At 66.9% G+C, this 23461-nt stretch carries 26 protein-coding genes and 1 tRNA gene; 17 read left to right on the top strand and 10 right to left on the bottom strand.

Annotated features, from left to right (window positions below; translation table 11 throughout):
- The first annotated feature begins 12 nt into the window (after positions 1–12).
- The 5 genes from PKE85_RS13565 to PKE85_RS13545 all read left to right on the top strand — a co-directional run bounded on the left by PKE85_RS13565 (position 13) and on the right by PKE85_RS13545 (position 5569).
- On the top strand, positions 13–990 hold the full coding sequence (locus PKE85_RS13565) for a helix-turn-helix transcriptional regulator (RefSeq protein WP_271205298.1): 978 nt from the start codon (positions 13–15) through the stop codon (positions 988–990).
- A 101-nt stretch (positions 991–1091) separates the two neighbouring features.
- The gene (locus PKE85_RS13560) at positions 1092–3254 is read left to right on the top strand and encodes a TonB-dependent receptor (protein ID WP_271205297.1); all 2163 of its coding nucleotides are present in this window, start codon (positions 1092–1094) and stop codon (positions 3252–3254) included.
- 43 nt (positions 3255–3297) lie between these two features.
- The gene (locus PKE85_RS13555) at positions 3298–4041 is read left to right on the top strand and encodes a 4'-phosphopantetheinyl transferase family protein (RefSeq protein WP_271205296.1); all 744 of its coding nucleotides are present in this window, start codon (positions 3298–3300) and stop codon (positions 4039–4041) included.
- Between the two features lie 323 nt (positions 4042–4364).
- Positions 4365–4571: a helix-turn-helix domain-containing protein gene (locus PKE85_RS13550; protein WP_346433353.1), complete on the top strand. Its 207-nt coding sequence runs from the start codon at positions 4365–4367 to the stop codon at positions 4569–4571.
- Positions 4572–4600: 29 nt separating this feature from the next.
- Positions 4601–5569: an IS1595 family transposase gene (locus PKE85_RS13545; RefSeq protein ID WP_271205294.1), complete on the top strand. Its 969-nt coding sequence runs from the start codon at positions 4601–4603 to the stop codon at positions 5567–5569.
- 647 nt (positions 5570–6216) lie between these two features.
- Here PKE85_RS13545 and PKE85_RS13540 read toward each other — a convergent pair.
- On the bottom strand, positions 6217–7119 hold the full coding sequence (locus PKE85_RS13540) for an SDR family NAD(P)-dependent oxidoreductase (RefSeq protein WP_271205293.1): 903 nt from the start codon (positions 7117–7119) through the stop codon (positions 6217–6219).
- A gap of 96 nt (positions 7120–7215) precedes the next feature.
- Between PKE85_RS13540 and PKE85_RS13535 the strand changes: the two genes are divergently transcribed.
- Positions 7216–7881: a TetR/AcrR family transcriptional regulator gene (locus tag PKE85_RS13535; protein ID WP_271205292.1), complete on the top strand. Its 666-nt coding sequence runs from the start codon at positions 7216–7218 to the stop codon at positions 7879–7881.
- Positions 7882–8217: 336 nt separating this feature from the next.
- On the opposite strand, the gene PKE85_RS13530 is transcribed toward PKE85_RS13535, so the two are convergent.
- A complete protein-coding gene (locus PKE85_RS13530; RefSeq protein ID WP_271205291.1) occupies positions 8218–8982 on the bottom strand; it encodes an SDR family oxidoreductase in 765 nt (254 codons plus the stop codon).
- A gap of 104 nt (positions 8983–9086) precedes the next feature.
- Between PKE85_RS13530 and PKE85_RS13525 the strand changes: the two genes are divergently transcribed.
- The 3 genes from PKE85_RS13525 to PKE85_RS17710 all read left to right on the top strand — a co-directional run bounded on the left by PKE85_RS13525 (position 9087) and on the right by PKE85_RS17710 (position 10240).
- Positions 9087–9503, top strand: a complete 417-nt coding sequence (locus PKE85_RS13525; RefSeq protein WP_271205290.1) for a winged helix-turn-helix transcriptional regulator — start codon at positions 9087–9089, stop codon at positions 9501–9503.
- A gap of 118 nt (positions 9504–9621) precedes the next feature.
- Entirely contained in the window at positions 9622–10053 is a 432-nt protein-coding gene (locus tag PKE85_RS13520) for a transposase (protein WP_271205289.1), read from the top strand.
- The gene (locus PKE85_RS17710; RefSeq protein WP_428981354.1) at positions 9971–10240 is read left to right on the top strand and encodes an IS3 family transposase; all 270 of its coding nucleotides are present in this window, start codon (positions 9971–9973) and stop codon (positions 10238–10240) included. The genes PKE85_RS13520 and PKE85_RS17710 overlap by 83 nt, the downstream gene beginning before the upstream one ends.
- A 21-nt stretch (positions 10241–10261) precedes the next feature.
- Here PKE85_RS17710 and PKE85_RS13515 read toward each other — a convergent pair whose 3' ends face one another.
- Entirely contained in the window at positions 10262–10978 is a 717-nt protein-coding gene (locus PKE85_RS13515; RefSeq protein ID WP_271205288.1) for a CatB-related O-acetyltransferase, read from the bottom strand.
- 220 nt (positions 10979–11198) lie between these two features.
- Between PKE85_RS13515 and PKE85_RS13510 the strand changes: the two genes are divergently transcribed.
- On the top strand, positions 11199–11432 hold the full coding sequence (locus PKE85_RS13510; RefSeq protein WP_271205287.1) for a hypothetical protein: 234 nt from the start codon (positions 11199–11201) through the stop codon (positions 11430–11432).
- A 198-nt stretch (positions 11433–11630) separates the two neighbouring features.
- On the opposite strand, the gene PKE85_RS13505 is transcribed toward PKE85_RS13510, so the two are convergent.
- From PKE85_RS13505 to PKE85_RS13495, 3 genes are all read right to left on the bottom strand, one after another.
- Positions 11631–11978, bottom strand: a complete 348-nt coding sequence (locus PKE85_RS13505; protein WP_271205286.1) for a hypothetical protein — start codon at positions 11976–11978, stop codon at positions 11631–11633.
- 325 nt (positions 11979–12303) lie between these two features.
- Positions 12304–12648 (bottom strand): hypothetical protein, encoded by a 345-nt coding sequence (locus PKE85_RS13500; RefSeq protein WP_271205285.1) that lies wholly within the window; start codon positions 12646–12648, stop codon positions 12304–12306.
- 218 nt (positions 12649–12866) lie between these two features.
- Positions 12867–12956 (bottom strand) — tRNA-Ser (locus tag PKE85_RS13495).
- A 182-nt stretch (positions 12957–13138) separates the two neighbouring features.
- Between PKE85_RS13495 and PKE85_RS13490 the strand changes: the two genes are divergently transcribed.
- The 4 genes from PKE85_RS13490 to PKE85_RS13475 all read left to right on the top strand — a co-directional run bounded on the left by PKE85_RS13490 (position 13139) and on the right by PKE85_RS13475 (position 16681).
- On the top strand, positions 13139–13456 hold the full coding sequence (locus PKE85_RS13490) for a hypothetical protein (protein ID WP_271205284.1): 318 nt from the start codon (positions 13139–13141) through the stop codon (positions 13454–13456).
- 75 nt (positions 13457–13531) lie between these two features.
- Complete coding sequence (gene msrA / locus PKE85_RS13485) at positions 13532–14188, top strand: peptide-methionine (S)-S-oxide reductase MsrA (RefSeq protein WP_271206065.1); 657 nt, start codon at positions 13532–13534, stop codon at positions 14186–14188.
- A gap of 109 nt (positions 14189–14297) precedes the next feature.
- Positions 14298–14894: a TIGR00645 family protein gene (locus PKE85_RS13480; protein WP_271205283.1), complete on the top strand. Its 597-nt coding sequence runs from the start codon at positions 14298–14300 to the stop codon at positions 14892–14894.
- Between the two features lie 239 nt (positions 14895–15133).
- On the top strand, positions 15134–16681 hold the full coding sequence (locus PKE85_RS13475) for a rhomboid family intramembrane serine protease (protein WP_271205282.1): 1548 nt from the start codon (positions 15134–15136) through the stop codon (positions 16679–16681).
- 50 nt (positions 16682–16731) lie between these two features.
- Here the strand turns inward: PKE85_RS13475 and PKE85_RS13470 are convergent, their stop codons facing one another.
- From PKE85_RS13470 to aceA, 4 genes are all read right to left on the bottom strand, one after another.
- The gene (locus tag PKE85_RS13470) at positions 16732–17157 is read right to left on the bottom strand and encodes a GlcG/HbpS family heme-binding protein (protein ID WP_271206064.1); all 426 of its coding nucleotides are present in this window, start codon (positions 17155–17157) and stop codon (positions 16732–16734) included.
- Between the two features lie 23 nt (positions 17158–17180).
- The gene (gene prpC / locus PKE85_RS13465; RefSeq protein WP_271205281.1) at positions 17181–18371 is read right to left on the bottom strand and encodes a bifunctional 2-methylcitrate synthase/citrate synthase; all 1191 of its coding nucleotides are present in this window, start codon (positions 18369–18371) and stop codon (positions 17181–17183) included.
- An 83-nt stretch (positions 18372–18454) separates the two neighbouring features.
- A complete protein-coding gene (locus PKE85_RS13460) occupies positions 18455–18730 on the bottom strand; it encodes a hypothetical protein (RefSeq protein WP_271205280.1) in 276 nt (91 codons plus the stop codon).
- Positions 18727–20025 carry an isocitrate lyase gene (aceA, locus tag PKE85_RS13455; RefSeq protein WP_271205279.1) on the bottom strand — a complete coding sequence of 433 codons (1299 nt, stop codon included), beginning with the start codon at positions 20023–20025 and terminating at the stop codon, positions 18727–18729. Before aceA ends, PKE85_RS13460 begins: the two co-directional genes overlap by 4 nt.
- A gap of 137 nt (positions 20026–20162) precedes the next feature.
- On the opposite strand from aceA, the gene PKE85_RS13450 reads away from it, so the two are divergent.
- The 3 genes from PKE85_RS13450 (at position 20163) to PKE85_RS13440 (ending at position 23371) form a co-directional block, all read left to right on the top strand.
- Positions 20163–21596, top strand: a complete 1434-nt coding sequence (locus tag PKE85_RS13450) for a short-chain fatty acyl-CoA regulator family protein (protein ID WP_309299081.1) — start codon at positions 20163–20165, stop codon at positions 21594–21596.
- A gap of 29 nt (positions 21597–21625) precedes the next feature.
- A complete protein-coding gene (locus PKE85_RS13445; protein WP_271205277.1) occupies positions 21626–22369 on the top strand; it encodes a (2Fe-2S) ferredoxin domain-containing protein in 744 nt (247 codons plus the stop codon).
- A 111-nt stretch (positions 22370–22480) separates the two neighbouring features.
- A complete protein-coding gene (locus PKE85_RS13440; protein WP_309802502.1) occupies positions 22481–23371 on the top strand; it encodes a helix-turn-helix domain-containing protein in 891 nt (296 codons plus the stop codon).
- The last annotated feature ends 90 nt before the right edge of the window (positions 23372–23461 follow it).

The raw sequence follows: 23461 nt of genomic DNA, 5'->3' as shown, positions 1-23461 counted from the left end.
GGCCTCGCAGCCATGTCCGTTGAGAGCCTCGGCGACTATCACCCCACCGATCTCTACCGGCTGTCCGCGGCCCGCAACATCGATCTCGACCTGTCGGCCTCGCGGCCCGTCGGGGCGAACGGACCGGTCCTGAGCGGGCGCATCCTCTCGGCCCCGGTCCAGCGCGGCCTCGACTGCGTGGCCTACGACGTCGCCTATCTGTCGGACATGAAGATGCGACAGCGCTGCGGCCGCACGCTGCTGCTCGCCATTCAGGTCTCGGGCGAGGCGGAGCCGATGCGCGTCGAAGGCGCGGAAGCGGCCATGTTCCGTCCCGGCCTCGTCGTGGCGGTGGCGACGGGCGAGGGAGCGGAGTGCCTTGGCTCCTGCCGGGCCGGCCAGCGCTGCGCCACGGTGGCCGCAGCCGTCTCGCCCGAGTTCTTCGATCGTTTCGACGAGGACGATGGCGACGACGGCCTCGATCCGTTGCAGGCCATGGTCGAGGGCGGCGCGCGGGTCCGTGAACTGGGCGCGTCGTGGCGCCTGTCCCATCTCGCCGCCGAAACGCTCGCAGACCGCTATGACGGGCGCCTGGCGCGCCTCCATCTCGAAAGCGCCACCCTGGCCTTCGTCACCGAGGCCGCGCGCCTCGCCGGGCGATCGACCGCAGAGCCCCACGCGCTCAGCGCCCGCCAATACGAGCGGATGGTCGAAGTGAAACGCGCCATCGACGCGGACGCCTTCGCCGTGCCGACCATGGCGGCGCTGGCGCGGCGCGCGGGCGTCAGCGCCAGCACCCTGCGCTCGCACTACCGCAAGGCGTTCGGAATCGCCCCGTTCGATTACGTCCGGACGCGCCGGCTCGAACTGGCGCAGGGGCTGCTGCGCAACCGGGAGCTGTCCGTCGCGGAGGTGGCCTATCGCGTCGGGTTCACCGATCAGGCCGCCTTCGCCACCGCCTATCGCCGCAGGTTCGGGTATCCCCCGAGCCGCGAGGCGAACCGCGCCTGACGCAATCGGCGGAAAACACAAAAGCTTTGGCGTTCTACAAAATCCAGGGGATCGCAGAGATGCGATAAGGCCCTGCTCTATCTCTGACTTTGGGGGAGACGATGGTTCGACGGGGTGCGGTTGCGCTGGGCGCGGCGATGTTCGGCTTCAGCGGCGCAGGACTTGCTCAGGACGGTCCCGACGGCGCCGTCATGCTCGAGGAGATCACCGTCACCGCGCGCAAACGGCCCGAAAACGCTCAGGACATCCCCATGAGCCTCACGGTGATCAACCGGGAGGCCGTGCCGTCCTTCTCCGCCGATCCCGGCGCGGACATCGCGCGGTCGACGCCGAACTTCAACTTCACCGATTTTTCGGTGCCCGGTCAGAACTTCAGCCAGATGCGCGGCATCGCGCCGCTCGGCAGCCCGTTCAACTCGCTCGACAACACCGTCGGCTATTCGCAGGACGGCGTGCCGACCAGCGCCTTCGGCTCCTTCTCCAGCCTGCTCGACGTGGAGCGGGTGGAGGTTCTGCGCGGCCCGCAGGGCACGCTGTTCGGCCGCAACGCCCTCGGCGGCGCGGTGAACGTGATCTCGACGCCCGCCGACGGCCGGCGCGAGTTCACCACCTCGGGCGAGATCGGTTCGGACGGGCATCGCGTCGCCCAGATGGTCGCCGGCGGATGGCTGGTCCAGGACAAGATCGCCGGGCGGCTTGCGCTGCGTTATTCCCATGTGGACGGCGACATCCGCAACTCGGTGATCGGCGGCCGGGAAGGCGGCGCCGAGCTCGCCTCCGGCAAGACCACCCTCACCTTCACGCCCAACGACACGCTGGACGTGACCGTGCGCGGCGGCTTCGACCGCGACCACCGCGACAATCCCATGCTGCTGCTCGCCGAGCATCCGGACTTCCCGCGCAGCGGGCTCGACGAGCATCCCTCGGGCAAGCGCGACATGGAGAACCTGGGCGTCGAGGTGAACAAGAGCTTCGACAGCTTCAAGTTCACCTCCATCTCCAGCGTCCAGAACATCAAGATCCGTCAGAGGTTCGACGACACCGACGCCTTCCTGTTCAGCAGGATTTATGGGGGATCGGTCGGAGATTACAACGATACTCTCAACGACAAGAGCCGGCAGGTGGAGCGGGAGCGCATCTATTCGCAGGAGCTCCGCGTCAGCTCGCTTGAAGGCGCCAACATTTCATGGGTGGCGGGCGCCAGCTACTTCCGGTCCGAGTACGACACGGTGCGCGACCAGACCAGCACCGTCAGCGCCTACACCAACGGGATCAACGACACCCAGATCGTCAGCCAGACCTGGGCGGCGTTCGGCGACGTTTCAGTCCCGGTGACGGATCGGCTGACGCTCTCCGGCGGCCTGCGTCTGGCCAACGACGACCAGAAATTCACCAGTCTCTATGTGGGCAACGGCAATGCGCCGCTGCTCGATCCCCGCGCCGTCGACCGGTTCGGCCAGAGGCGGAACTACTCCGACACCTATCTGACCGGCCGCGCCGCGGCCTCCTGGCGCTGGACGGACGGCGTCTCCACTTACGCCTCCGTCGCGCATGGCTACGTTTCGGGCGGGTTCGAGCGCTACTCGATCGACGCCGTTTTCGGCATTCCCACCAGCCCGTATCGGCCGTCCAAGGGCTGGACCTACGAAGCCGGGCTGAAGAGCCGCTTCCTTGACGATCGCGTCACGCTGAACGCCGCGGCGTTCTACAACGACATCAAGGACGGTCAGCTTACGACCTTCGACCCGCTGACCTTCTATGTCGAGTACGACAATCAGGACTACAAGTCCTATGGCTTCGAGGTTGAGTCGACCGTCAAGATCAGCGACCGTCTCTCCGCGCGCGGCGGCTTCGGCTATACGAAGAGCAAGATCGTCAACGTCGGGGGCAACGCCTCCGCGCTGCAATCCACGTTCAACGGAGCCCGCGTTCCCAACGTGCCGGAATACACCGCCAATTTCGCGATGACCTATGTTCTTCCGGGCGAGGCGGTCGGCGTGCAGGGCGCGTTCACGGCCACCGGCGAGGTGCAATATATGGGCTCACGCCAGGCCGACACCGGAAACTCCTACAAGCTCGATCCCTACACGTTCCTGAACGCGCAGCTGGGTTGGGGCGACGACAAGACGAAAGTGTACGGTTTCGCACGGAACATCCTCGACAAGCGGCCCCAGTACTTCGGCTCGACCTACGCGCCCAACACCCATGGACTGATCATCGGGCGCGGACGCCTTCTCGGCGTCGGAGCGAGTTACACGTGGTGACGAGGGCCGCGGCGGAGAAGCAGCGCAGGCGGCCCTGCGGTTCATGGAACGCCTGACGCTTCCGCCGGGACGGATCGACGTCTGGCTCGCCCGGCCCGACGATCTCGACGCGGCGCAGGAGCGATCCTGCCTCGCGCTCCTGAGCGAGGAGGAACGAGGGCGTTGCGACCGTTTCGTGGCGTCCGGCGCGCGGCTGCAGTATCTGGCCGCCCACGCCCTGCTGCGCCTGACCCTGTCGCGCTATGCGGATGTCCTACCCGAGGACTGGACCTTCGGCGCGAACGCGTTCGGCCGGCCGCATGTGGAGACGACGGCCGGCCTGGGGCTTCATTTCAATCTCAGCCACACGGACGGTCTGGTCGCCGTCGCCGTCGCCGCCGATCCGCTGATCGGCGTGGACGTCGAGAGCATGAGGCGCGCCAAGGACCTGGAAGGCCTCGCCCGCTCCGTGTTCTCGGGGCACGAACTGGCGGCCTTCTCGGCTGGGCCAGACGAGGCGGAACGGCGGGACCTGTTCTTTGCGCTCTGGACGTTGAAGGAGGCCTACATCAAGGCTCGCGGCCTTGGGTTCTCGCTCGACCTCGACAGCTTCGCTTTCGAGGTGTCAGGCCCGTCGCCCTCCATCCGCTTCAGCGAAAGATGTCCCGACGATCCGGCGCGATGGCGTTTCTGGCGTTTCCGCCCAACGCCCGACCATTTTCTCGCCATCGCAGGATCAGTCCGAAGCAATGCCCCCAACCTCATCTGGCTGGATAAGCGCATACTTCAAATACATACAGGATCATGACCCGCCAATTTGGGTCAATGCGCTATTTATTTAAGGCTTATCCCCTTGGCTCAGGTCCCCCTAGATGTGGTGTCTGTCCTGTTTTGTCGTAACCAAGCGAACGCGTTGAAGTTCGAAGCGTAGATTTTGAACCTCATTTCGAAGCTCAGTGACCAGTCGATAAAGCCATAGGGCTACGGCGACAGTGACGCCGGTCACACTGCAAAGGACAAAAACGGACAGAGTCGTCAGCATCACAATTCTCCACCGCGTCGCGAGAGCGGCGACGGTCACTATAGTGACTGGAACGGGTTAACGATCGCTTGCGTCATGCGCGCATGCGCTTGGCTGAGACCTTCGGTAAGAACGTGCGGAAAGCCCGCCTCGACAAGGGCATGACCTTGGAAGGCCTGGCGCACGAGGTCGGCTTGGCTTACAGCTACGTTGGCGGCATCGAGCGTGGTTCGAAGAATCCGACTCTCGATGTGGTTGAAAAGATCGCCTCTGTCCTAAAAGTATCTCCCTTACATTTACTTTCTGACAGTGGATGAAATGGCGCGGCATTTGCTCGTGAGCCGGCATGAGCGCGCGCTGGACCCATGATCGTCCCATTTCACTACAAGCCTTTATGGCTCTGTTCCCGGATGACGCGGCTTGCGCCGAGCATCTGATCCGGAAGCGCTGGCCTGATGGCTTCCGCTGCCCTGCATGCGCTTGCGTCAAGGGATGGCGGCTCGCCACGAAGCCGTGGACCTATGAGTGCGCTGGCTGCGGCAAGCAGACGTCCGCTACGGCGGGCACCATCATGCACCGTACGCATCTGCCGCTGCGAACGTGGTTCCTCGCCGCACACCTTGTGGCGACGCATTCCAACGGCATCTCAGCGCTCCAGCTTCAGGCCAAGCTCGGGATCGGTTCATACAAGACCGCGTGGTTCCTACTGCATCGCCTGCGCAAGGCCATGGTCGATCCCGATCGCGGCGCGCTGGAAGGCGTCGTGGAGGTGGACGAGTCGTCCATGCCCTATCACGCCAAGAGCGACTCCCGACGCTTCGGGACGCAAGGGCGAAGCCCGGTCGGCAAGCTGATCGTCCTTGGCGCGGTCGAACTCAAGGATGGCGGCAAGGGTCCGGGACGCATTCGCCTGAAAGCCGCCAGCGATTTCCAGGGCGCGACGCTGCGCGCCTTCGTGGAGAGCGTTACCGTTCCAAAATCGACCATCTCAACGGATGGCAACACCGGCTATCGCGGGCTGAAGGACCGGGAGCACAAGGAGCGGGTCATTGGCATGATGCCCGCGCACGTCTTCATGCCCTGGATTCACCGCGTGTTTTCGAACCTCAAGCGCTGGGGCATGGGCGTCTATCACGGTTTACGCCGCTGCTACCTGCAAGCCTATCTTGACGAGTTCGCGTTCCGCTGGAACTTCCGACGCCGTTACGCCGAGGCGTTCGACGTCCTGCTTGGGATCGGGATGGCGGTGGGGCCGATGTCGTTGAAGGCGTTGAGGGAAGCTTACAAAAACCCATTGCCTCGGCAGCAGCCTTAGGGCATTGAGCCACTGTCGCCCCTGCGAGAGCCGATAAGCTTCATCGCGCTTCTCGCAGGGACTCAGCGGCAACCCACGGCCTCGATTGAACTGTGTTCACACGAAGCCACGGTGACGGAGTCACTGCGGCTTCTAGAGGGAAGCACGTGGGACCGCTAACGGTGGTCATGAACACCGGAAGCGGGCCGATGCACCCATGAACGGCGGCAAAACCGTTCGATGGGGGCCGTAACCTCAACCTTTTGGGTCGAGGCGCGCCTGACCCGGAGGTCATGTCCATGAATCGGACAAGCATCCGTGTCGATGTTACAGTGAAACTTGACGTCGCCAAAGTACTAAACACACTCTTGGTAGCCGTCTTAATTTTACTGTAGCTCGGGCGGGGATCGCTTAAGGCGATCCCCGCTTTTTTTGTTTTCCCAATCATCCTTTAAAAAAAAGAGACGACATTTATAGGCTTTGCCCCTAATCAGGGTACGTATTTATTATAGTACATATCAACATATAGGCCAACCTTAATCAACGGGATAAGCCTTATTTATTTTCGTTCCACGAAGTGGGATTGGAATGGGTTCGTTAATTACGATGGGAGCCTATTCGGCGGACGCCCGCGCGACATCTATCCTCTTCACACATGGCGCGCCGCCTCACCTCACCGGAAACATCACGCCGGTGAGTTCCTCGGAGACGGTCCACAGTCGCCGCTGCACGGCAAGGTCGTAGGAGTCGGCGCTGGAGGTGACCAGTTTTGGATATCCGCGCACTTCACCCCACCCGCCGGGGCCGTAATATTGCCCGCCGAGAACCGCCGGATCGGTGGCGGCGCGCAGCGTCGGCAAGGCGCCCATTTCAGGCTTTTGGGTCAGCAATGGCGCAAGCCAGCTTATGGGACCACGAAACGCGGACGGCAGGTTTCGGATCAGTTCAGTGTTGGACACACCGGGATGGGCCGCCACCGCGACCGTCGCGCCATGCCGGGCGAGGCGGCGCTGAAGTTCATAGGTGAACATCAGGTTGGCCAGTTTGGACTGGCCGTAGGCGCCAGCGCGGCTGTACGAACGCTGCCCCTGCAGGTCGTCGAAATGGATGGCGGCCTGAATGCGGTGGCCGGTGCTGCTGACCGTCACGACGCGGGAGCCGGGAACCGGGAGAAGGCCGTCGAGCAGGAGACCCGTCAGCGCGAAGTGGCCGAGGTGGTTGACGCCGAACTGCAGTTCGAAACCGTCCGAGGTGGTCTGCCTCGGCGTGTACATCACCCCGGCGTTGTTGATCAGAAGATCGATGCGCGGATAGGCGGCCCGCAGGTCGGCCGCCGCCGAGCGGATCGAATTGAGCGAGGCCAGGTCGAGCGCCTGGACGGCGACCTCGCCGGCGATGCGGGCCGCCGCCTGCGCGCCCTTCGCCACGTCGCGGACCGCCAGAACCACTTTCGCTCCATGCGCGGCAAGCATCCGCGCCGTCTCAAAACCCAGCCCGGTGTTGCCGCCGGTGACGATCGCGATCCGTCCGCGCTGGTCGGGGATGCTGTGCTCGGTCCAATTGCCACTCACGGAACGCCCCTATAGAACCATCGGTCTGTAATGCTGCACATTAGAGACCGGCGGTCTTACGTCAAGAGACCATTGGTCTTTAGCGGGAGCGAGAGCGTGACTTTTCAGCGTGCGCGAAACGAGGAGCAACGTGAGGCCCGGCGCAGGGCGATCCTGGATACGGCGGCTGCGATGCTCGGCGAGATGCCTTTGGCCGAGGTCAGTCTCAACGAGCTCAGCCGGCGGGTCGGCTTGGCCAAGTCGAACGTCCTGCGCTATTTCGAATCGCGCGAGGCCGTGCTGCTCGAACTGCTGGACGACTTTCTTGGACGCTGGCTTGCCGATCTGGCGGCCGAACTGGCCGACGGCATCGACGCGCGGGCGACGCCGGATCAACGAACCGCTGAACTAGCGGAGATCCTCAGCCGCTCGCTGGCGCGCCGACCGGCGCTATGCGACCTCTTCGGCGCGCAGGGCGGCGTCCTGGAGCGCAATGTCTCGATCGAGACGATAAAGCGGTGCAAGCGGTCCTCGCTCGACCGGCTCGCGAACATGACTGAACTCATGCGACAGCATGTGCCGGAACTTGGCGACGGCGCCCAACTGTTCTGCCTGATGAGCCTCCTGTCGGCGGGCGCCCTGTCGGCCTACGCCCCGCCGCCGCCCAGCCTCCTCGCCGCCTATGCGGACGAGCCCGCTCTTGGCGCGCTTCACATGGACCTGCGCGATGCGCTGCGGGCCTCGTTCACCTCGATGCTGCTGGGCGTGCTGCCGCGCACCTGACCGGGCGTCGATCGACCAGCGCGGCGGCTCGTTGATGGCCGGCGACCCGATCCTGCTTCGGCGGCATGCGCGAGTGACATTGACTTATCCGCCGGAGCCCAAGATGGCGGCGAGAACTCCGAACGGCCCAACGGCGTCCGGACCCGGGCAACAACAGGTGACATCGCCGCTGCGCCCATGAGCCCATTTGCTCAAAAATGATGGGCCGATATGGCGGCCCTGATCTCGGTGGCGGGCCGGAGAGGATGAAACGGAGCGCTACGTCTACGCCATAGCCCTCCATAATCACGACTGAATTGGTCGACCCAATGTTGAGCCGCCAAGGCGTTGTTCAGATTAATCGCCGCGCGCTTTGCGGGCCATGTCGCTGAGCGTCGCGATGGTCGCATCGAAACGCCCTTCCGCCTCGGCGAAACGCTGGAAACGGGCGCGGGTGACGATGATTTCTGCTGGCGTCGGCTGCTGGGCAAACAGGGCCATCACCTCGTCAATGAACTCACCGAGCGGCTGGTAGCCCGCGCGGGTTTCCTGTCCGGGCGTCAAACCTGTCTGCACGGCGGGCGGCGCAAGCTCAATGACCTCAACCTCGCCCTTCAGGGCCTCGCGCAGCGAGAGGCTGTAAGAATGGATCGCGGCCTTGGTCGCGTTATAGGTGGGGCTGGTGTACAGCGGCACGAAAGCCAGACCGGAACTGACATTTACGATCGCCGCATCGGGCCGGGCGACGAGGTGATCAATCAGCGCGTTGGTCATCCGGATCGGGCCAAGCAGATTGGTGGTGATTGTCGCCTCGGCGTCGGCAAGGTCACGGCGAGTTTCCAGACGCTCCGAACGCATGATGCCGGCATTGTTGATCACGATGTTCAGCGCCGGAAATCTGGCGACGATATCTTTGGCGAATTGGTCGATTGCCGCCGCGCTTTCGATGTCGAGCCTGAGAGCATGCATGTTCGCCCGCCCTTCGCAGGTGCGATCCAGCGCGTCCTGCCGCCGGCCGGCGACGATGATGGTGTTGCCCAGATCGTGGAAGCGCTGCGCAAGCGCCGCGCCGATGCCGGAGCCGCCGCCGGTGATGAGGATGGCGTTGCCGGAGAGTTTCATCGGGAGCTCCATAATTTGTTATGGGTCTCAACTGGGCCGGCGCAGGCGTGATAGAAAGTAGGCGCTCAAAAGATTTATACTTACCGAAAAGAGAGTATTGGAAAATGCGCAGCCCTCAGACCGTTCAGGCCGCAACCCACAACGCCGGCGGGGACGTTGACGGAGAAACCGATCCGAAGGTCGAGGCATTGGTGAACGACCTGATCGGACGCGTGGCCGATAAATGGACAATGATCGTTCTCGAAGTCCTGAACGATCATGAGGAGTTGCGCTTCACCCAGCTCGCGCGAAATGTGCCCGGCATCAGCCAGAAGATGCTGACACAGACCCTCAGGCAGATGGAACGCGATGGCATGTTGACCCGCACCGTGCATGCGGTGGTTCCGCCAAGGGTCGACTATCGCCTGACAGATCTTGGAAAAAGCTTGGGTGCGGCGTTCTGCAGCGTGTGGATATGGGCCGAGCAAAACCTCGACAGGGTCGAGACCGCACGAGAAAATTTCGACGGCGCAGTTCGATAGGCAGCGCTGCTGACGGGCGATTACAGACTACGCTTTAAAGCTGAACGCCGTGGGACGTGACGTGCTCCCCTGAGTTCCCGCCACGGATAAGTTGGGTCCTTCGATCAGGAGAAGGATCATGCGGCGGAGCCGTTTCACCGAGGAGCAGGTCATCTCGGTGCTGAAGGAGCACGAGGCGGGGATGAAGACCGCCGACGTGCGCCGCAAGCACGGGATCTCGGACGCCACGCTCTACAAGGGGAAGGCTCGGTACGGCGGCATGACGGCCTCCGAGACGGCGCGGCTGCGCACGCTCGAGGAGGAGAACCGGCGGCTGAAGAAGCTTCTGGCCGAGCAGATGCTCGACAATGCGGCGCTGAAGGATCTGCTGGGAAAAACTGATCTCGCCTGCGGCGCGGTTCGCGACGGTGAAGCGCGTGATCGACGATCACGGCTACTCGGAGCGCCGGGCCTGCAGGCTGATCGGAGTGGATCGGTCGAGCTTCCAGCGCCGGCGCGAGGCGGATGGCGATGCCGCCGTCCGCACGCGCCTGCGGGAGCTTGCCGATGAGCGCCGCCGGTTCGGCTACCGGCGGCTGGCGATCCTGCTGAGGCGGGAGGGATTGAGGATGAACCTGAGGAAGGTCTACCGCCTCTGCCGGGAGGAGCGGCTCGTGGCGCGTCGACGCGGCGGGCGCTCGGCGCCAGGGCGCCAGGGCGCCGGCGACATCGCAGTAAGTTTCCACTTTGGTATCTGAATGATAGTCAGGCCTACAATACTAAGAAAATTTTAATTCGTAGGAGTCTTTTCCAGCGCGCTTGCATATGGCTTTAGGATGCGCGTACTCTGGAACGTCCTGAGCTTCAATTGCATCCAAAAACATGGAAACATTACCAATATCGTCAGCTAGGATGCGAATATCCTTTTCCCACCAACGGCTCGAAATTAGCCTTTCAACAGTATGTTCGTCAAATCGCATTCTCTTTATTGTAGCCGGAGATCCGGCTACGACAGCGTATGGCGGCACATCATGCACAACTACAGAGTTTGCGCCGACAATCGCGCCCGTGCCAATGGTCACGCCGCTGCGAATAAAAGCGCCATCACCCACCCAGACGTCATGGCCCACGTAAAGGCGCGGTCTATTTTTGACCTCACGCTCCCGCACAGCGATCTGAAAAAACTGGTTATTAATGAATAATGAGCGCGGGTTATACGCTATTGGATGGGTAGTGACGTAGTCCGTCGGGTGTTCAACTTGAGCGCCGCGCACACGGCGCCCGAAAGAGCAGTATCGGCCTATTTCACCTCGGCGAATGTCGCAATAAGGTCCAAAATACGAAAATGCGCCAACAGTGAGGTGCTTGCTCGCTAAGTCTGATAGCCTGCAAGGTAGTTCTACCTGAAGCGAATCAGGAACATTGAACGATTTGGCGCAGGACATGCCATTGTCCAATAATTGCTTTAACGCCTCGTCTTTTGTGTAAATTGGCATAGATCCAAAACCATTCTTCAATCTGATAATCTATATTCATATAGCCTTTATGCAATTTCAATTGCAATGGATCGCGGCGGCGAGAAGCACGGCCCCCCAACTGGGCCATCGCGGGTCCGCTCATCATCGCCCAATGGCCGCAGCCGCCCTTCCTCATGACGCCTGTTCTTTTTTCGTTCTCATGGAATCCATGATCCCAATCAGACCGGGAGACGGGACCATGACACGACTGGCGGAGGCCGCCGAGCCGGCCGATGATCTGTTTCTTGACGAGCGGCTGGCCGCGGAGGCGGCGGAGATCGAGGACCTGATCGCCCGCGCTCACGGCGATCCGCGAGCGGCGATCGGCGCGCTGCTGGTCCAGCTCGCTGAGATCGAGCGGGCGCGCGCGGAGGCCGATCGCGCGGCCTCCCTGGGCTTCCGGCGCGGGCTGCAGCCGGAGCGGCCGGCGTGAGGCGCCCGGAACAGGTCGAGCGCCTGCATCTCGACTTCGGCGGCTTTTTTTGGCGAGCTGCGAGCAACTGGCGCGCCTGCCCGCGGCGGTCGGATCACGCGTGGCCGGTGTGGCGGGGTTTGGGGTGACGCTCATAATGAGCGCAGGCCCGCCCGGACGGGCCGGGCGAGCCGTAACGCTCCTGAACGGTGAGGCGCGTCAGCCGAACAGAAGATCCGTCGTGTCGTTCAGCAGGCCGCCGAGATTGCCGAGGTCGTGCGCGTCAAGCTTGCCGCCGGTGATGTCGTCGACAAGCTCCTCGACCAGCAGGTCGCCGTCTCCGTCGCCACCTTCGAGTGTGTTTTCCAGAAAGCCGGTCAGCGCGCTGAGCCCGTCGGTCTGAAGCCCGTCTAACAACTGCTCCACCACGAAATCGCCGCCGTGCACAGATCCTGTAAGCAGGAATTCGGTGACGCCGTGAACGACTCCGCTGCGTCCGCCCTGTTCGCCGAGCAAATTGGGGATCAGGCCGTCGTCATCGTTCAGGAGGAAGTCTAAAGCGGGCATGTGAAACTCCACGGTTCTAGGTGTCGGTTCTGGTCCTTATTCGCGAGGGGGCCAAAGGGCGCCGCTCGGCTCGCATAAATTCATCGAGCGATTACTGATCTAGAGTCGAGATCGTGGGGTTTCGACCCAAATATCGATAACATAATGCATTTTGGTTCAGTTATTTCGGCTGATGGTTAGCCAAAGCTGTACCTTCTCGCCGGCGGGAACACTGAAGTCGTCCCGCGCGCGGGGCTCATCGGGCCATGGCGGCGCCGGGGCAGGCGCTTGACGAAGGTCACCTTCCGCTCCTTCGCCCGCGAACGACGTCCTCCAGCGGCCACCATCAGCAGGTCTGCCCAGAGCTGCGCCAGCTCGCACCGGCGGGCGGCGTGCAGCGCCCGTTATAGGAGGCTTCGACCTCGTCCTTCGGCCCGTGGCTCAGCATCATGTCGATCACCTCCCGGTCGGGACGGAAGCGCTCGTTCATGATGGTGCTGAAGGCCGTCCGCCAGCCGTGCGGGACGTGCCGGCGGTGGTATCCGGCGCGGTTGAGCAGGTAGCCGAGCGCGTTCTCCGACATCGGTTTCGAGACGTGCCGATCGTTCGGGAACAGGAATGGGCTGCGGCCGGCGCAGCTCTGGCGCGTCGATCGGGCCGGCTTCCGAGCGCAGGCGGATGCGCTCGCCATCCGAACGCAGAGTGTCGCCGTCGATCACGGTAATTCCGGGTCGGTCATTACCCTGTTCCGCAACGGCCGGGCTTGCGGGCGCCAGCAGCGCGGCGAGAGTTAGGGTGATGCGGGTATTCCGAGCGGCCCGCCGCTGCCGGCTGCGGGTAACATCACCGCGGCGCAAACAAGTCAATTTGCTGAAAAATGAGGGGGCTGACTGGCGGCCCTGATCTCGGTGGCGGAGGGGGCGGGATTCGAACCCGCGATACGGTTGCCCGCATACACACTTTCCAGGCGTGCGCCTTCAACCACTCGGCCACCCCTCCGTCGGAGGCCGCAGGGATTATCAAGCCGCGACGGCGGTGACAAGCGCGGGATGGGGATCAGCGCACGATAACCTGCTTTGCGCATTGCCGGATGGCCTCCGGGAGCCCATCTTTCGGCGGCGAACGCGGTTTTCGCCCGCGCGCCATGCCCTTCCGCCGTCCTTGAGAGGCCGACGACCCTCATGATTCGCTTCCTGTTCCGCCTGCTCGGCTTCCTGGTGCTCGCGGCGGGCTTCGTCGCGCTGGTCGCGGACGGCGCCCGTTCGATCGCCGCCGGCGCGCTGCGCCTCACCTCCACCGAGCAGGCCTGGGCGCTGGCGTCCGCGGACGGGCTCGCAAGCGCGAAGACCGCGATCGCGGGGCTTGGCTCGCCGGGCGTCGCGGATCCGGCCTTCGCCTGGACGCTGGCGACGCCCGCCTGCGCGGCGCTGATCGTGATCGGCCTGCTGCTGATGATCGTCGGGCGGCGGCCGCGGCCGCGCGTGGGCGTCGCACCCTGAACCGACCGCGCTGAAGGCCCGAGGGGGATCGGGTCGGGGGCGTTTTTCGTGAAACGCGAACCGATGGAGACCCGCATGTTCGGCCTCGCCCGCAAGCCTCTCGACCTGCCCTCCGCCGCCACGGCCCTGCCGGGACGCGGCAGCCCGCTGCCCACGGCGGACACCCATCTGGTGTTCGGAACCCCGCTGAAGGGGCCGTTTCCGGACGGAACCGAACTCGCCCTGTTCGGCCTCGGCTGCTTCTGGGGCGTGGAGCGGGTGTTCTGGAACGCGCCGGGCGTGATCTCCACCGCCGTCGGCTACGCCGGCGGGCTGACGCCGAACCCCACCTATCATGAGGTCTGCACCGGCCTCACCGGCCACAACGAGGTGGTGCGGGTGGCGTTCGATCCGGCGAAGACCTCCTACGAGGCCCTGCTGAAGCTGTTCTTCGAGACCCACGACCCGACCCAGGGCATGCGCCAGGGCAACGACGTGGGCACCCAGTACCGGTCGGGGATCTATCCGGCGGACGCCGCGCAGCGTGAAACGGCCGAGGCCGCCCGCGCCGCCTATGGCGAGGCGCTCTCCGCCCGTGGCCTGGGCCCGGTGACCACCGAGATCGTCGACGCGCCGGAGTTCTATTTCGCCGAGGACTATCACCAGCAGTATCTGGCCCGGAACCCGGACGGCTATTGCGGCGTGCGCGGCCTTGGCGTCGCCTGCCCCCTGCCGCCGCGCGCGAAAGCGTGATCGGCCGCACGGTCCTGTGTCCTGGCGCCGGGACTTGCCCCGGTCCCGGCGCCGTGCCATGGCCTCCGCCGGTTTCGCCGCTCAGGTTCGCGGCCGGGGATTGCTGACCATGATCTCACGCACGCTCGAGCGCGCTTTGTTCGCCAGCCGCTGGCTGATGGCGCCGTTCTATGTGGGCCTCGTGCTCGGGCTGGTGGTCATTCTGATCAAGTTCCTGCAGGAGCTCGTTCATTTCGCGGAAGGCGTGCTGCACGCCACCGAGAGTCAGGTCATCCTGGGCGCGCTGTCGCTGATCGACCTGTCGCTGACCGCCAATCTGGTGCTGCTGGTGATCTTCTCCGGCTACGAGAACTTCATCTCGCGCATGGACCTGAAGGACCAGAGCGTGCGGCCCGAATGGATGGGCAAGATCGACTTCTCGGGCCTGAAGCTGAAGCTGATCGCCTCCATCGTGGCGATCTCGGCGATCCAGCTGCTGAAGTCCTTCATGGACCTCGGCGCGGTCAGCGACCGCGACATCTACTGGATGACGGTGGTTCATGCGGTGTTCGTGCTGTCCGGCGTGTTCCTGGCGCTGACCGACTGGCTGACCGACGACGCCCACGGCAAGGAGGGCGACAGCCACGCCCCCAATCCCGAGGGCGAGGACACGGACGAGCATCGCGCCAAGGAGCAGGCGGAAAAGTCCGGAACGCCCCGCGCGTAGTCCCACGGTCCAAGGGGTTCGGGCCCGCGTGGGACGCGGCGGCGCGGGGCGGGCGGCGGCGGATGGTTGCGAAGCGCGCGCCGCGGCTTACCTGATGAGCGGTGAGGTTCCGGCGGTCGTTTCGGAACGTTTGCGCCGGGAGTTCGGGGCCGTGGTCCTTCGTTTCAACTGCGCCGCCGTTTCGCGTGTCGACGAGCAGGCGCGGGTCGCCGCGTCGTCCCTAAGCGCGCGCTGATCCGATGGAGCCTCTTCTCGTTCTTCCGGCGATCATGCTGGTGTGGAGCGTCGCGTTTCTGGCGCAGGTGATCCCGGCGAGCCGCAGGCTCGGCGTCGGCGCCGCCGCCTGGGTCGCGAAGGCGGCGCTGGCACTGGTCGCGGTCGGCGTCGCCGTCGCGCTGGAGTGGGAGGCCGCGGTCTATGCGGTCGCCGCGGCCTGGGGGCTGCTGCTGGTGGCGCCGTCCTTCGCGGCCAACGCCCATGCCCGTGCGCTGACCGCGCAGGACTACGCCAGGGCGCGGCGCTTCGCGGCCGTGGTCCGGCTGCTGCACCCCTTCGGCGGCTGGCGCCGCGAGCCGGGCCTGATGGCCGCTCTGGCGCGGGTCCGCGCAGGCGACGGCGCGGCGATTGCGGAGGTGCGGCGGACGCTCGCGGAGCCCGGCCTGCTGCCGTCTTCGCGCGCCTGCGCCATCGCCGAACTCGCCCGGCAGACCGGCGACTGGCGCGGCGTGGTCTCAGGCTCCATGCCGCCGGGCGGCGACAGCGTGCGTCTTCGGGCGCTGGGCGAGCAGGGCCGGCTGGCCGAACTGGTCGACGCCTACCGGGCGGCGCCGGTCGATCCCGCCTCGGACCTGATGCTGCTCGCCTTCGGCGGCCGGGCCGACGCCGTGGCCGCGCTGCTCGATGCGGCGCCCTTCGCCGCGCTCACCCCCAACGCCCGGCGGTTCTGGCTGGCGACCGCCGCGCTCGTGCGCGATCCCTCCAACCGGGAGGCGCGGGAGGCGGTCATGGCCGGCGCCGAGGGGCCGCAGCGCGAGGCGCTGATCGCGCGCCGTCTTCGGGTGGGGAGCGCCGACGGGCTCGGTTCGCCCCAGGCGCTGTCGCCGGAGCGGCGCGGGGTGATCGACCATGTGGCCCGCGCCGTGCTGGAGGCGAAGGCGGAGGGGCGCCTGCCCGCCGCGGAGCCGCCCGCGCCCCGGCCGGTCGTCACGCTGGCGCTGATCGCGGCCAATGTCGCCGCGTTCGGGCTGGAGCTCTGGACCGGCGGCTGGGGCGGCCCGACCGATCTGGAGACGCTGTACGAGCTCGGCGCGCTGTGGCCGCCAGCGGTGCTTCAGGGCGGCGAATGGAGCCGGCTGTTCACCGCGCTGTTCCTGCATTTCGGCGGCCTGCATCTCGCGCTCAACATGCTGGGGCTGCTGGCCTTCGGCCGCATGGTGGAGGCGCGCGCCGGCCGGCTCGGCATGATCGCCATCTACGCGGTCTCCGGCCTCGGCTCCATGGCCGGCGTGCTGGCGCTGGAAACCGCCTTCGCCGCCGAGCCGACGCTGCTGGTGGGCGCGTCCGGCGCCATTTTCGGCGTGGTCGGCGCCTTCGGCGGCCTGCTGCTGCGGGACGCGGCGCGGGGCGCGCCGGAAGCGCGGCGAGGGCTGACCCTGCTCTCGGGCATCGTTGTGGCGCAGGTCGCGTTCGACCTGATCGTGCCCCAGGTCAGCTTCGCCGCCCACGCCTTCGGCTTCGCCATCGGCGCGGCGGTCGGCCTGCTGCTCGGCGGCCGGAAACGGCGCTGACGCGACGGCGCCGCAGCGCTCGCGTCAGCGGTCTCCGCAAGGCCCGCTCGTCAGGGCGTCTGGTCGTCGGCGCCGATGGCGGCGAGCGCGGCGCGGGCGACGATCACGTCCTCCGCGCCCGTGCCGGAGCCGACCCCGACGCCGCCGACGCAGACGCCGTCGATCACGATCGGCAGGCCGCCCGGCAGGTTGGTCAGCCGGCCGCCGGAGGCGACCGCCAGCTTCATCTCGGCCGCGCCGTCGAGCCGGCCGGTGGGCTGGCGGTGGGAGGCGGCGGAGATCGCCTTGGACAGCGAGGTCTCCCGCGACAGCAGCCTGGCGCCGTCGGTGCGCACGAAGGCGAGCAGGTTGCCGCCCTCGTCCACGATGGAGACGTTCTGGGGCACGCCGATCTCCTCCGCCTTGGCGGCCGCGGCCGCCAGCGCCTTCAGCGCGCCGGCGTGGGTGAGCTTCAGGGAGCGGGCGGTCACGGTCATGGCGTCCTCGTCGGGTCGGGCCGTCACGCGGCGCGGATCGCCTCGGGGGCGACGGCGCGGGCCGCGATCGGCGGAAGCGCGCGCCCTTCCGGGCCGATGTATTCGGCGGTCGGGCGGATGATCTTGCCATCGGAGCGCTGCTCGATGACATGGGCGCACCAGCCGGCCGTGCGCGCCATGGCGAACAGGGCGGTGAACATCGACTGGGGAACGCCCAGCAGGTGATAGACCAGCGCGCTGTACCAGTCGACGTTCGGGAACATGCCCTTGGCGTCGGCCATCACGCTTTCGATGCGCTGGGCCACGTCGAACAGGCGGGAGGGGGCGCCCTCGGCCACCAGCCGGGCGGCGACCGCCTTGATCACCCGGTTGCGCGGATCGCCCGACACATAGACCGGATGGCCGAAGCCCATCACCACCTCCTTGCGGGCGACGCGTTCGCGCACGGCGGCCTCGGCTTCGGCCTCGTCCACATAGCGGCACATCTCGATGAAGGCCTGCTCGTTGGCGCCGCCATGCTTGGCGCCGCTCAGCGCGCCGATGGCCGCCACCACGCAGGAGTACAGGTCGGCGCCCGTGCCCGCCACCGAGCGTGCGGTGAAGGTGGAGGCGTTGAACTCGTGCTCGGCGTAGATCACGAACGAGGCGTGCATGGCCGCGACCTCCGCCTCCGAGGGCGGCGTGCGGCGCATGAGATGCAGCAGGTGCCCGCCCACGCTGTCGTCGTCGGTCTCCACCTCGATGCGGCGGCCGCCATGGGCGTAATGGCGCCAGTAGGCCAGCATGGAGCCCATGCTGGCGATCAGCTTGTCGGCCACGTCGGCGGCGCCGCGGGGCTGGCTGCGGGGCGGCTCCGGCAGCACGCAGCCCAGCGCCGACACGCCGCTGCGCAGCACGTCCATGGGATGGGCGGAGGCGGGCAGCGCCTCGAGCGCGCGGCGCACCGCGTCCGGCAGCCCCCGCGACGCCTTCAGCCGCGCCGTGTAGGCGGCGAGTTCGGAGGCGCTGGGCAGGTCGCCATAGACCAGAAGGTAGGCGACCTCCTCGAAGGCGCAGGAGGTGGCGAGATCCACGACGTCGTAGCCCCGGTAGCGGAGTTCGGCGCCGCCGACGCTGGACAGCGCGGTGCGGCCGGCGACGACGCCGGACAGGGCGACGGACTTCTTGGGCGCGAGGCGCGGAGAGGCGGCGACATCGGTCAGGGCGAGGGCCATCACACGTCTCCAGGTTCTGGGGATGAGGAAAAAGGGCGAGACAGGCGGCGCGGGTCGGGAGAATCCCGCGCCGCCCTGGCGCGTCAGCGTTTGCCGGGCGCGTCGCGCACGGTGGGGACCATCTGGTCGCCCCAGCTTCCCGAGCCGTTATGGTAGCGGGACACCCGCACCATCTCGACCGACAGGCCGGCTTCGACCGCCCGGATGACGGTCTGGTTCAGGCGGTGGACGGCGTCGGCCACGCGGCGCAGCGCCTTGTCCTGTTCGGTCTCGTCCGTGGGGCGGACGCGGCGGAACTCGCCGGGCGGGGTGGGCTCCACGGCGCTGGGGGCCATGAAATCTTCGACGTCGAGGCTCATTCCGCCGCCTCCGCGTGGGAGGGCGCGTCGAACTGGTCCGCCTCGGTGGATTCGCCCAGCGCCGTGGTGGAGGACAGGCCGCCGGTGATGGCGAGCGAGATGGCGTCGAAGTAGCCGGTGCCGACCTCGCGCTGGTGGCGGGTGGCGGTGTAGCCGTTGGCCTCGGAGGCGAACTCCGCCTGCTGCAGCTCGGAGTACGCCGCCATGCCGCGGTCCTTGTAGCCGCGCGCCAGCTCGAACATGCTGTGGTTGAGCTGGTGGAAGCCCGCCAGCGTCACGAACTGGTACTTGTAGCCCATGGCGCCGAGCTCACGCTGGAACTTCGCGATGGTCTCGCGGTCGAGGTTCTTCTCCCAGTTGAACGACGGCGAGCAGTTGTAGGACAGCAGCTTGCCGGGGAACCTGGCGTGGATGGCCTCGGCGAAGCGCCGGGCCTCCTCGAGGTTCGGCTTGGAGGTCTCCCACCACAGCAGGTCGGCGTAGGGCGCGTAGGCGAGACCGCGCTGGATGCAGGCCTCGACGCCGCACCTGTAGCGGAAGAAGCCCTCCGGCGTGCGCTCGCCCTCCTCGATGAACGGGCGGTCGCGCTCGTCGATGTCGGAGGTGATCAGCTTGGCGGATTCCGCGTCGGTGCGGGCCATGACCAGCGTCGGCACGCCCATGACGTCGGCCGCGAGCCGCGCCGCGACCAGGTTGCGGATGTGCGCCTGAGTCGGGATCAGCACCTTGCCGCCCAGATGGCCGCACTTCTTCTCCGAGGCGAGCTGGTCCTCGAAGTGGACGCCGGCCGCGCCCGCCTCGATGTAGGACTTCATGATCTCGAAGGCGTTGAGCGGGCCGCCGAAACCGGCTTCGGCGTCGGCGACGATCGGGGCGAACCAGTTTTCCACCGAGCGCTTGCCCTCGGAATGCTCGATCTGGTCGGCGCGCTGCAGGGTGCGGTTGATGCGGCGGCAGAGCTCGGGGCCGGAATTGGCCGGATAGAGGCTCTGGTCCGGATACATGGCGCCGGCGGCGTTGGCGTCGGCCGCCACCTGCCAGCCGGAGAGGTAGATCGCCTCAAGCCCGGCGCGGACCATCTGCATGGCCTGGTTGCCGGTGACCGCGCCGAGCGAATGCACGTAGGGGCGGGTCTTGAGCAGGCGCCACAGGCGGTTCGCGCCATGGGTCGCGACGGTGTGGCGGATGTCGAGCGAACCGCGCAGGCGCTCCACCTCCTCCGCCGCATAGGGACGCTCGACCCCCTCGAAACGACCTTCCGGGGTGTTGGGGACGAGCTGTTCGAACGTGGCCATGAAATCCTTCCTTCCAGCGAAGGGCGCGCTTGCGCCGTCGGGTGACGGACGCAATATTCGCAATCGGATTTCTGCGGAAAACCACTGAAAATGCGAAGTTTTGCAAGCGAAGCAGGCACAGTTTGCGAAGTTTGCGAATGCGAAGGATCGGGGCACGACGCGGCATGCGCAAGACCTTCTCGGGAGTCCGGCTGAAACGCCTGCGCGAGGAGCGGGGCATGACGCAGGCCGCTCTGGCCAAGGCGTTAGACCTTTCTCCAAGCTACCTGAACCAGATCGAGAACAACCAGCGGCCGCTCACGGTGGCCGTGCTGCTGCGGCTCAACGCGGCGTTCGGCGTCGACGTGCAGCTGTTCGCCGAGGACGACGAGGCGCGGCTGATCGGCGAGCTGAAGGACGCGCTGTCCGATCCGGCGGTGTCCGACCCGATCGCCACCAGCGAACTGCGGGAGATCGCGAGCGCCATGCCCGCCGTCGGGCGCGCCATCGTCACCCTGCACCGGCGCTACCGGCAGGCGGCGGAGCGGGCCGAGGCGCTGACCGCGCGGCTCGCGCCCGGCGCGGAGGCGGCGGGCGTGCTGCCGCTGCTGCCCTACGAGCAGGTGCGCGATTTCTTCTACGCCAACCACAATTACTTCCATGAGCTCGACGCGGCTGCGGAGCGGCTGGCGGCCCGGCTCGGCGGCGGTCCGGGCGCCGCGGCGGCGCCCGCCTTCGCCGCGCGGCTCGAAAGCGCCCACGGGGTGCGGGTGACGGTGGACGGCGAGGCGGACCGGCTCTACCGCCGCTCGGGCGACGCGCTGCGGCTCTCGCCCCGCATGCGGCCGGGGCAGCAGGCGTTCCAGATGGCGACGCAGCTCGCCTTTCTGGAGGCGGGCGACAGCCTCGAGCGCCTCGCGGACGAGGCGGCCAAGGGCGACCGGGAGACGCACGCTCTGGCCCGCATCGGCCTCGCGCATCACTTCGCCGGCGCGCTTCTGATGCCCTACGCCGGCTTTCTCCAGAACGCCGAAGACCGGCGCTACGACATCGAGCGGCTGGGCCAGCTCTACGGCCTCGGCTTCGAGACCATCTGCCACCGGCTCTCCACCCTGCAGCGTCCGAACGCCCGCGGCGTGCCGTTCGTGTTCGTGCGGGTGGACCGGGCGGGCAACATCTCCAAGCGCCAGTCGGCGACCGACTTCCATTTCTCCCGCGTCGGCGGCGCCTGCCCGTTGTGGAACGTGTACGAGGCCTTCGCCCAGCCGTCGCGCATCCTCACCCAGATCGCCCGCATGCCGGACGGCCGCGCCTATCTCTGGGTGGCGCGCACGGTCAGCCGCCCCGCCGGCGCCTATGGCGCGATTCCCAAGACCTTCGCCATCGCGCTCGGCTGCGACCTGCGTCACGCCGACCGGTTGGTCTACGCCAAGGGCCTCGACCTCGCCGATCCGGACGCCGCCACCCCCATCGGCGCCGGCTGCAAGGTCTGCGAACGGCCGGCCTGCCCCCAGCGGGCCTTTCCGCCCGTGGGCCGGAAACTCACCATCGACGAGACCAGCCGGGCCTTCGCGCCCTATTCCGCAGCCTGATCGCCCCGCCAACAGGACGACGACCCCGCATGACACCGACCACCGCCGTGGCGCTCTACGGCCGCGCCGCGTTCGACCGCCGCCAGTCTCTCTCCGCCGTCCGCGACGCGCTGCTGGCGCAAGGCGCGGCGACCCGGATCGAGATCGCCTTCGCCGATCTCTCCGGCCCGTCGCTGCCGGACGTGCTCTCGCGCCTGGCGGACGAGGGCGTCACCCATGTGACCGTCGCGCCCTGCATGATCCCGACCGATCCGAGCCTGTCGGTCTGGCTGCCCGGCGCGCTGAGCGCGTGGCGCAGCGGCCGCGCCTCCGCCCCCGAGGTCCGGATCGCGCCGGCGATCGAGGCCTTCGCCGATCTGGCCGCGCTGGTCCGCGCCGCGCTCGCCGCAGGCGACGAGGCCCGCGACGTGGCCGGGGCCGCGCCCTCCATGGGCAAGCCCGGCTGGAGCGAGATTCCCGAGCATGGCCGGCAGGCGTTCTTCTGCGTCGGCGCCCGCTGCCTCCATCGCGGCGCGGACGCGCTCTACCAGCGCCTGCGCGACGCCATGAAGCGCGAGCGGGCGCTCGCCAAGGGCCCGAAGCGCGTGCTGTGCGCCCGCACCTCGTGCCAGTTTCCGTGCAACCGCGGCCCGCTGATGACGGTTTACCCGGACGGTCTGTGGTATGGCGATCTGGACCCGCAGGCGATCGACCGCATCGTGCGCGAGCATTTCGTGGGCGGCCGCCCGGTTGAGACCCATGTGATCACGGCGGGCGCGACGGACCCGGCATGACGCGCGCGGCGCACGGCGAAAAGAGAGTCCTTCGGGGATTTCCTTTTCCAAGTTATATTTCTCCCCCTGAAAAATGGAGCGGTTCCAATATTTGACGGCAGGCGCCATTCGATGAGGTTGAAGTCGGAACATCTCGATGGACGCATGCAGTTGGTGTCCGGCGCGGAGACGTTTTCAGACGGCGCGCATGTGACGGAGCCGGTGCGCGACGGGCTGCGGGTGATCGTGGTGCTGGACGGCGCCATGACGCTCTCCGTGGGCGACCAGCCGGAACTCGTCGTCGACCGCCCCACGGTGTTCGCCGTGTTCAGCGAGGGCGAGAGCGCCCGCGACCAGCGGTTCGCGCCCGACCTCACCTTCCGCTACGTGCTGGTGTGGCTCGACTCCGACCTGATCGCCCAGGAGCTTGGGGCCCCGCCCACGGCGCTGTTCGCCACAGTGGGGCGCTCCTCGTCGGGCGGCGCCCTGGCGCTCGCGGCGCAGCCGGCGGACGCCGGGCTGCAGGCGGTGGCGGGGCAGATCATCGCCTGCCCGGAAGGCCCGCAGCACAACCTGTACCGCTCCGCCAAGGCCATGGAGCTGCTGGCGCTGTCCATCGACGCGCTGCGGCCGGCGGAGCGCCGGCCTTCGATCAGCCGGCTGACCGCCGCGGACATCACGAGGGTGGAAGCGGCGCGCGAAGCGCTGATCGCGGTGATGCAGCGCCCCCCCGACATCGACGCCCTGGCGGCGCAGGTGGGCTTCACGCCCCGCCGGCTGAACGACGCCTTCCGCGCCCGTTTCGGCTCGACCCCTTACGCCTATCTGCAGGAGCACCGGCTCCAGACCGCCTACCGCGCCCTGTCCAGCGGCGCGCGCGGCGCCGCCGAATGCGCCTATCTCGTGGGCTACACTCCGGCCCACTTCGCCACCCTGTTCCGGAAGCGCTTCGGCATGCCTCCGAGCGCCCTGACCCGGCGCGCAGGCGCCCTGCGGACGACCGGCAGTTTGGAACGCGCCTAAGCGCGATCGCAAGCATCAGCCGCTCGCGCGAAAGCCTAAGTTATTGTCCAGAAAAGATATTGCATTGTACCTCGACCCTTGTGCTTGACG

This window comes from Methylopila jiangsuensis (assembly GCF_027922305.1).
Classification (GTDB): Bacteria; Pseudomonadota; Alphaproteobacteria; order Rhizobiales; family Methylopilaceae; genus Methylopila; species Methylopila jiangsuensis.
This window is presented reverse-complemented; position numbering and strand designations above follow the sequence as displayed.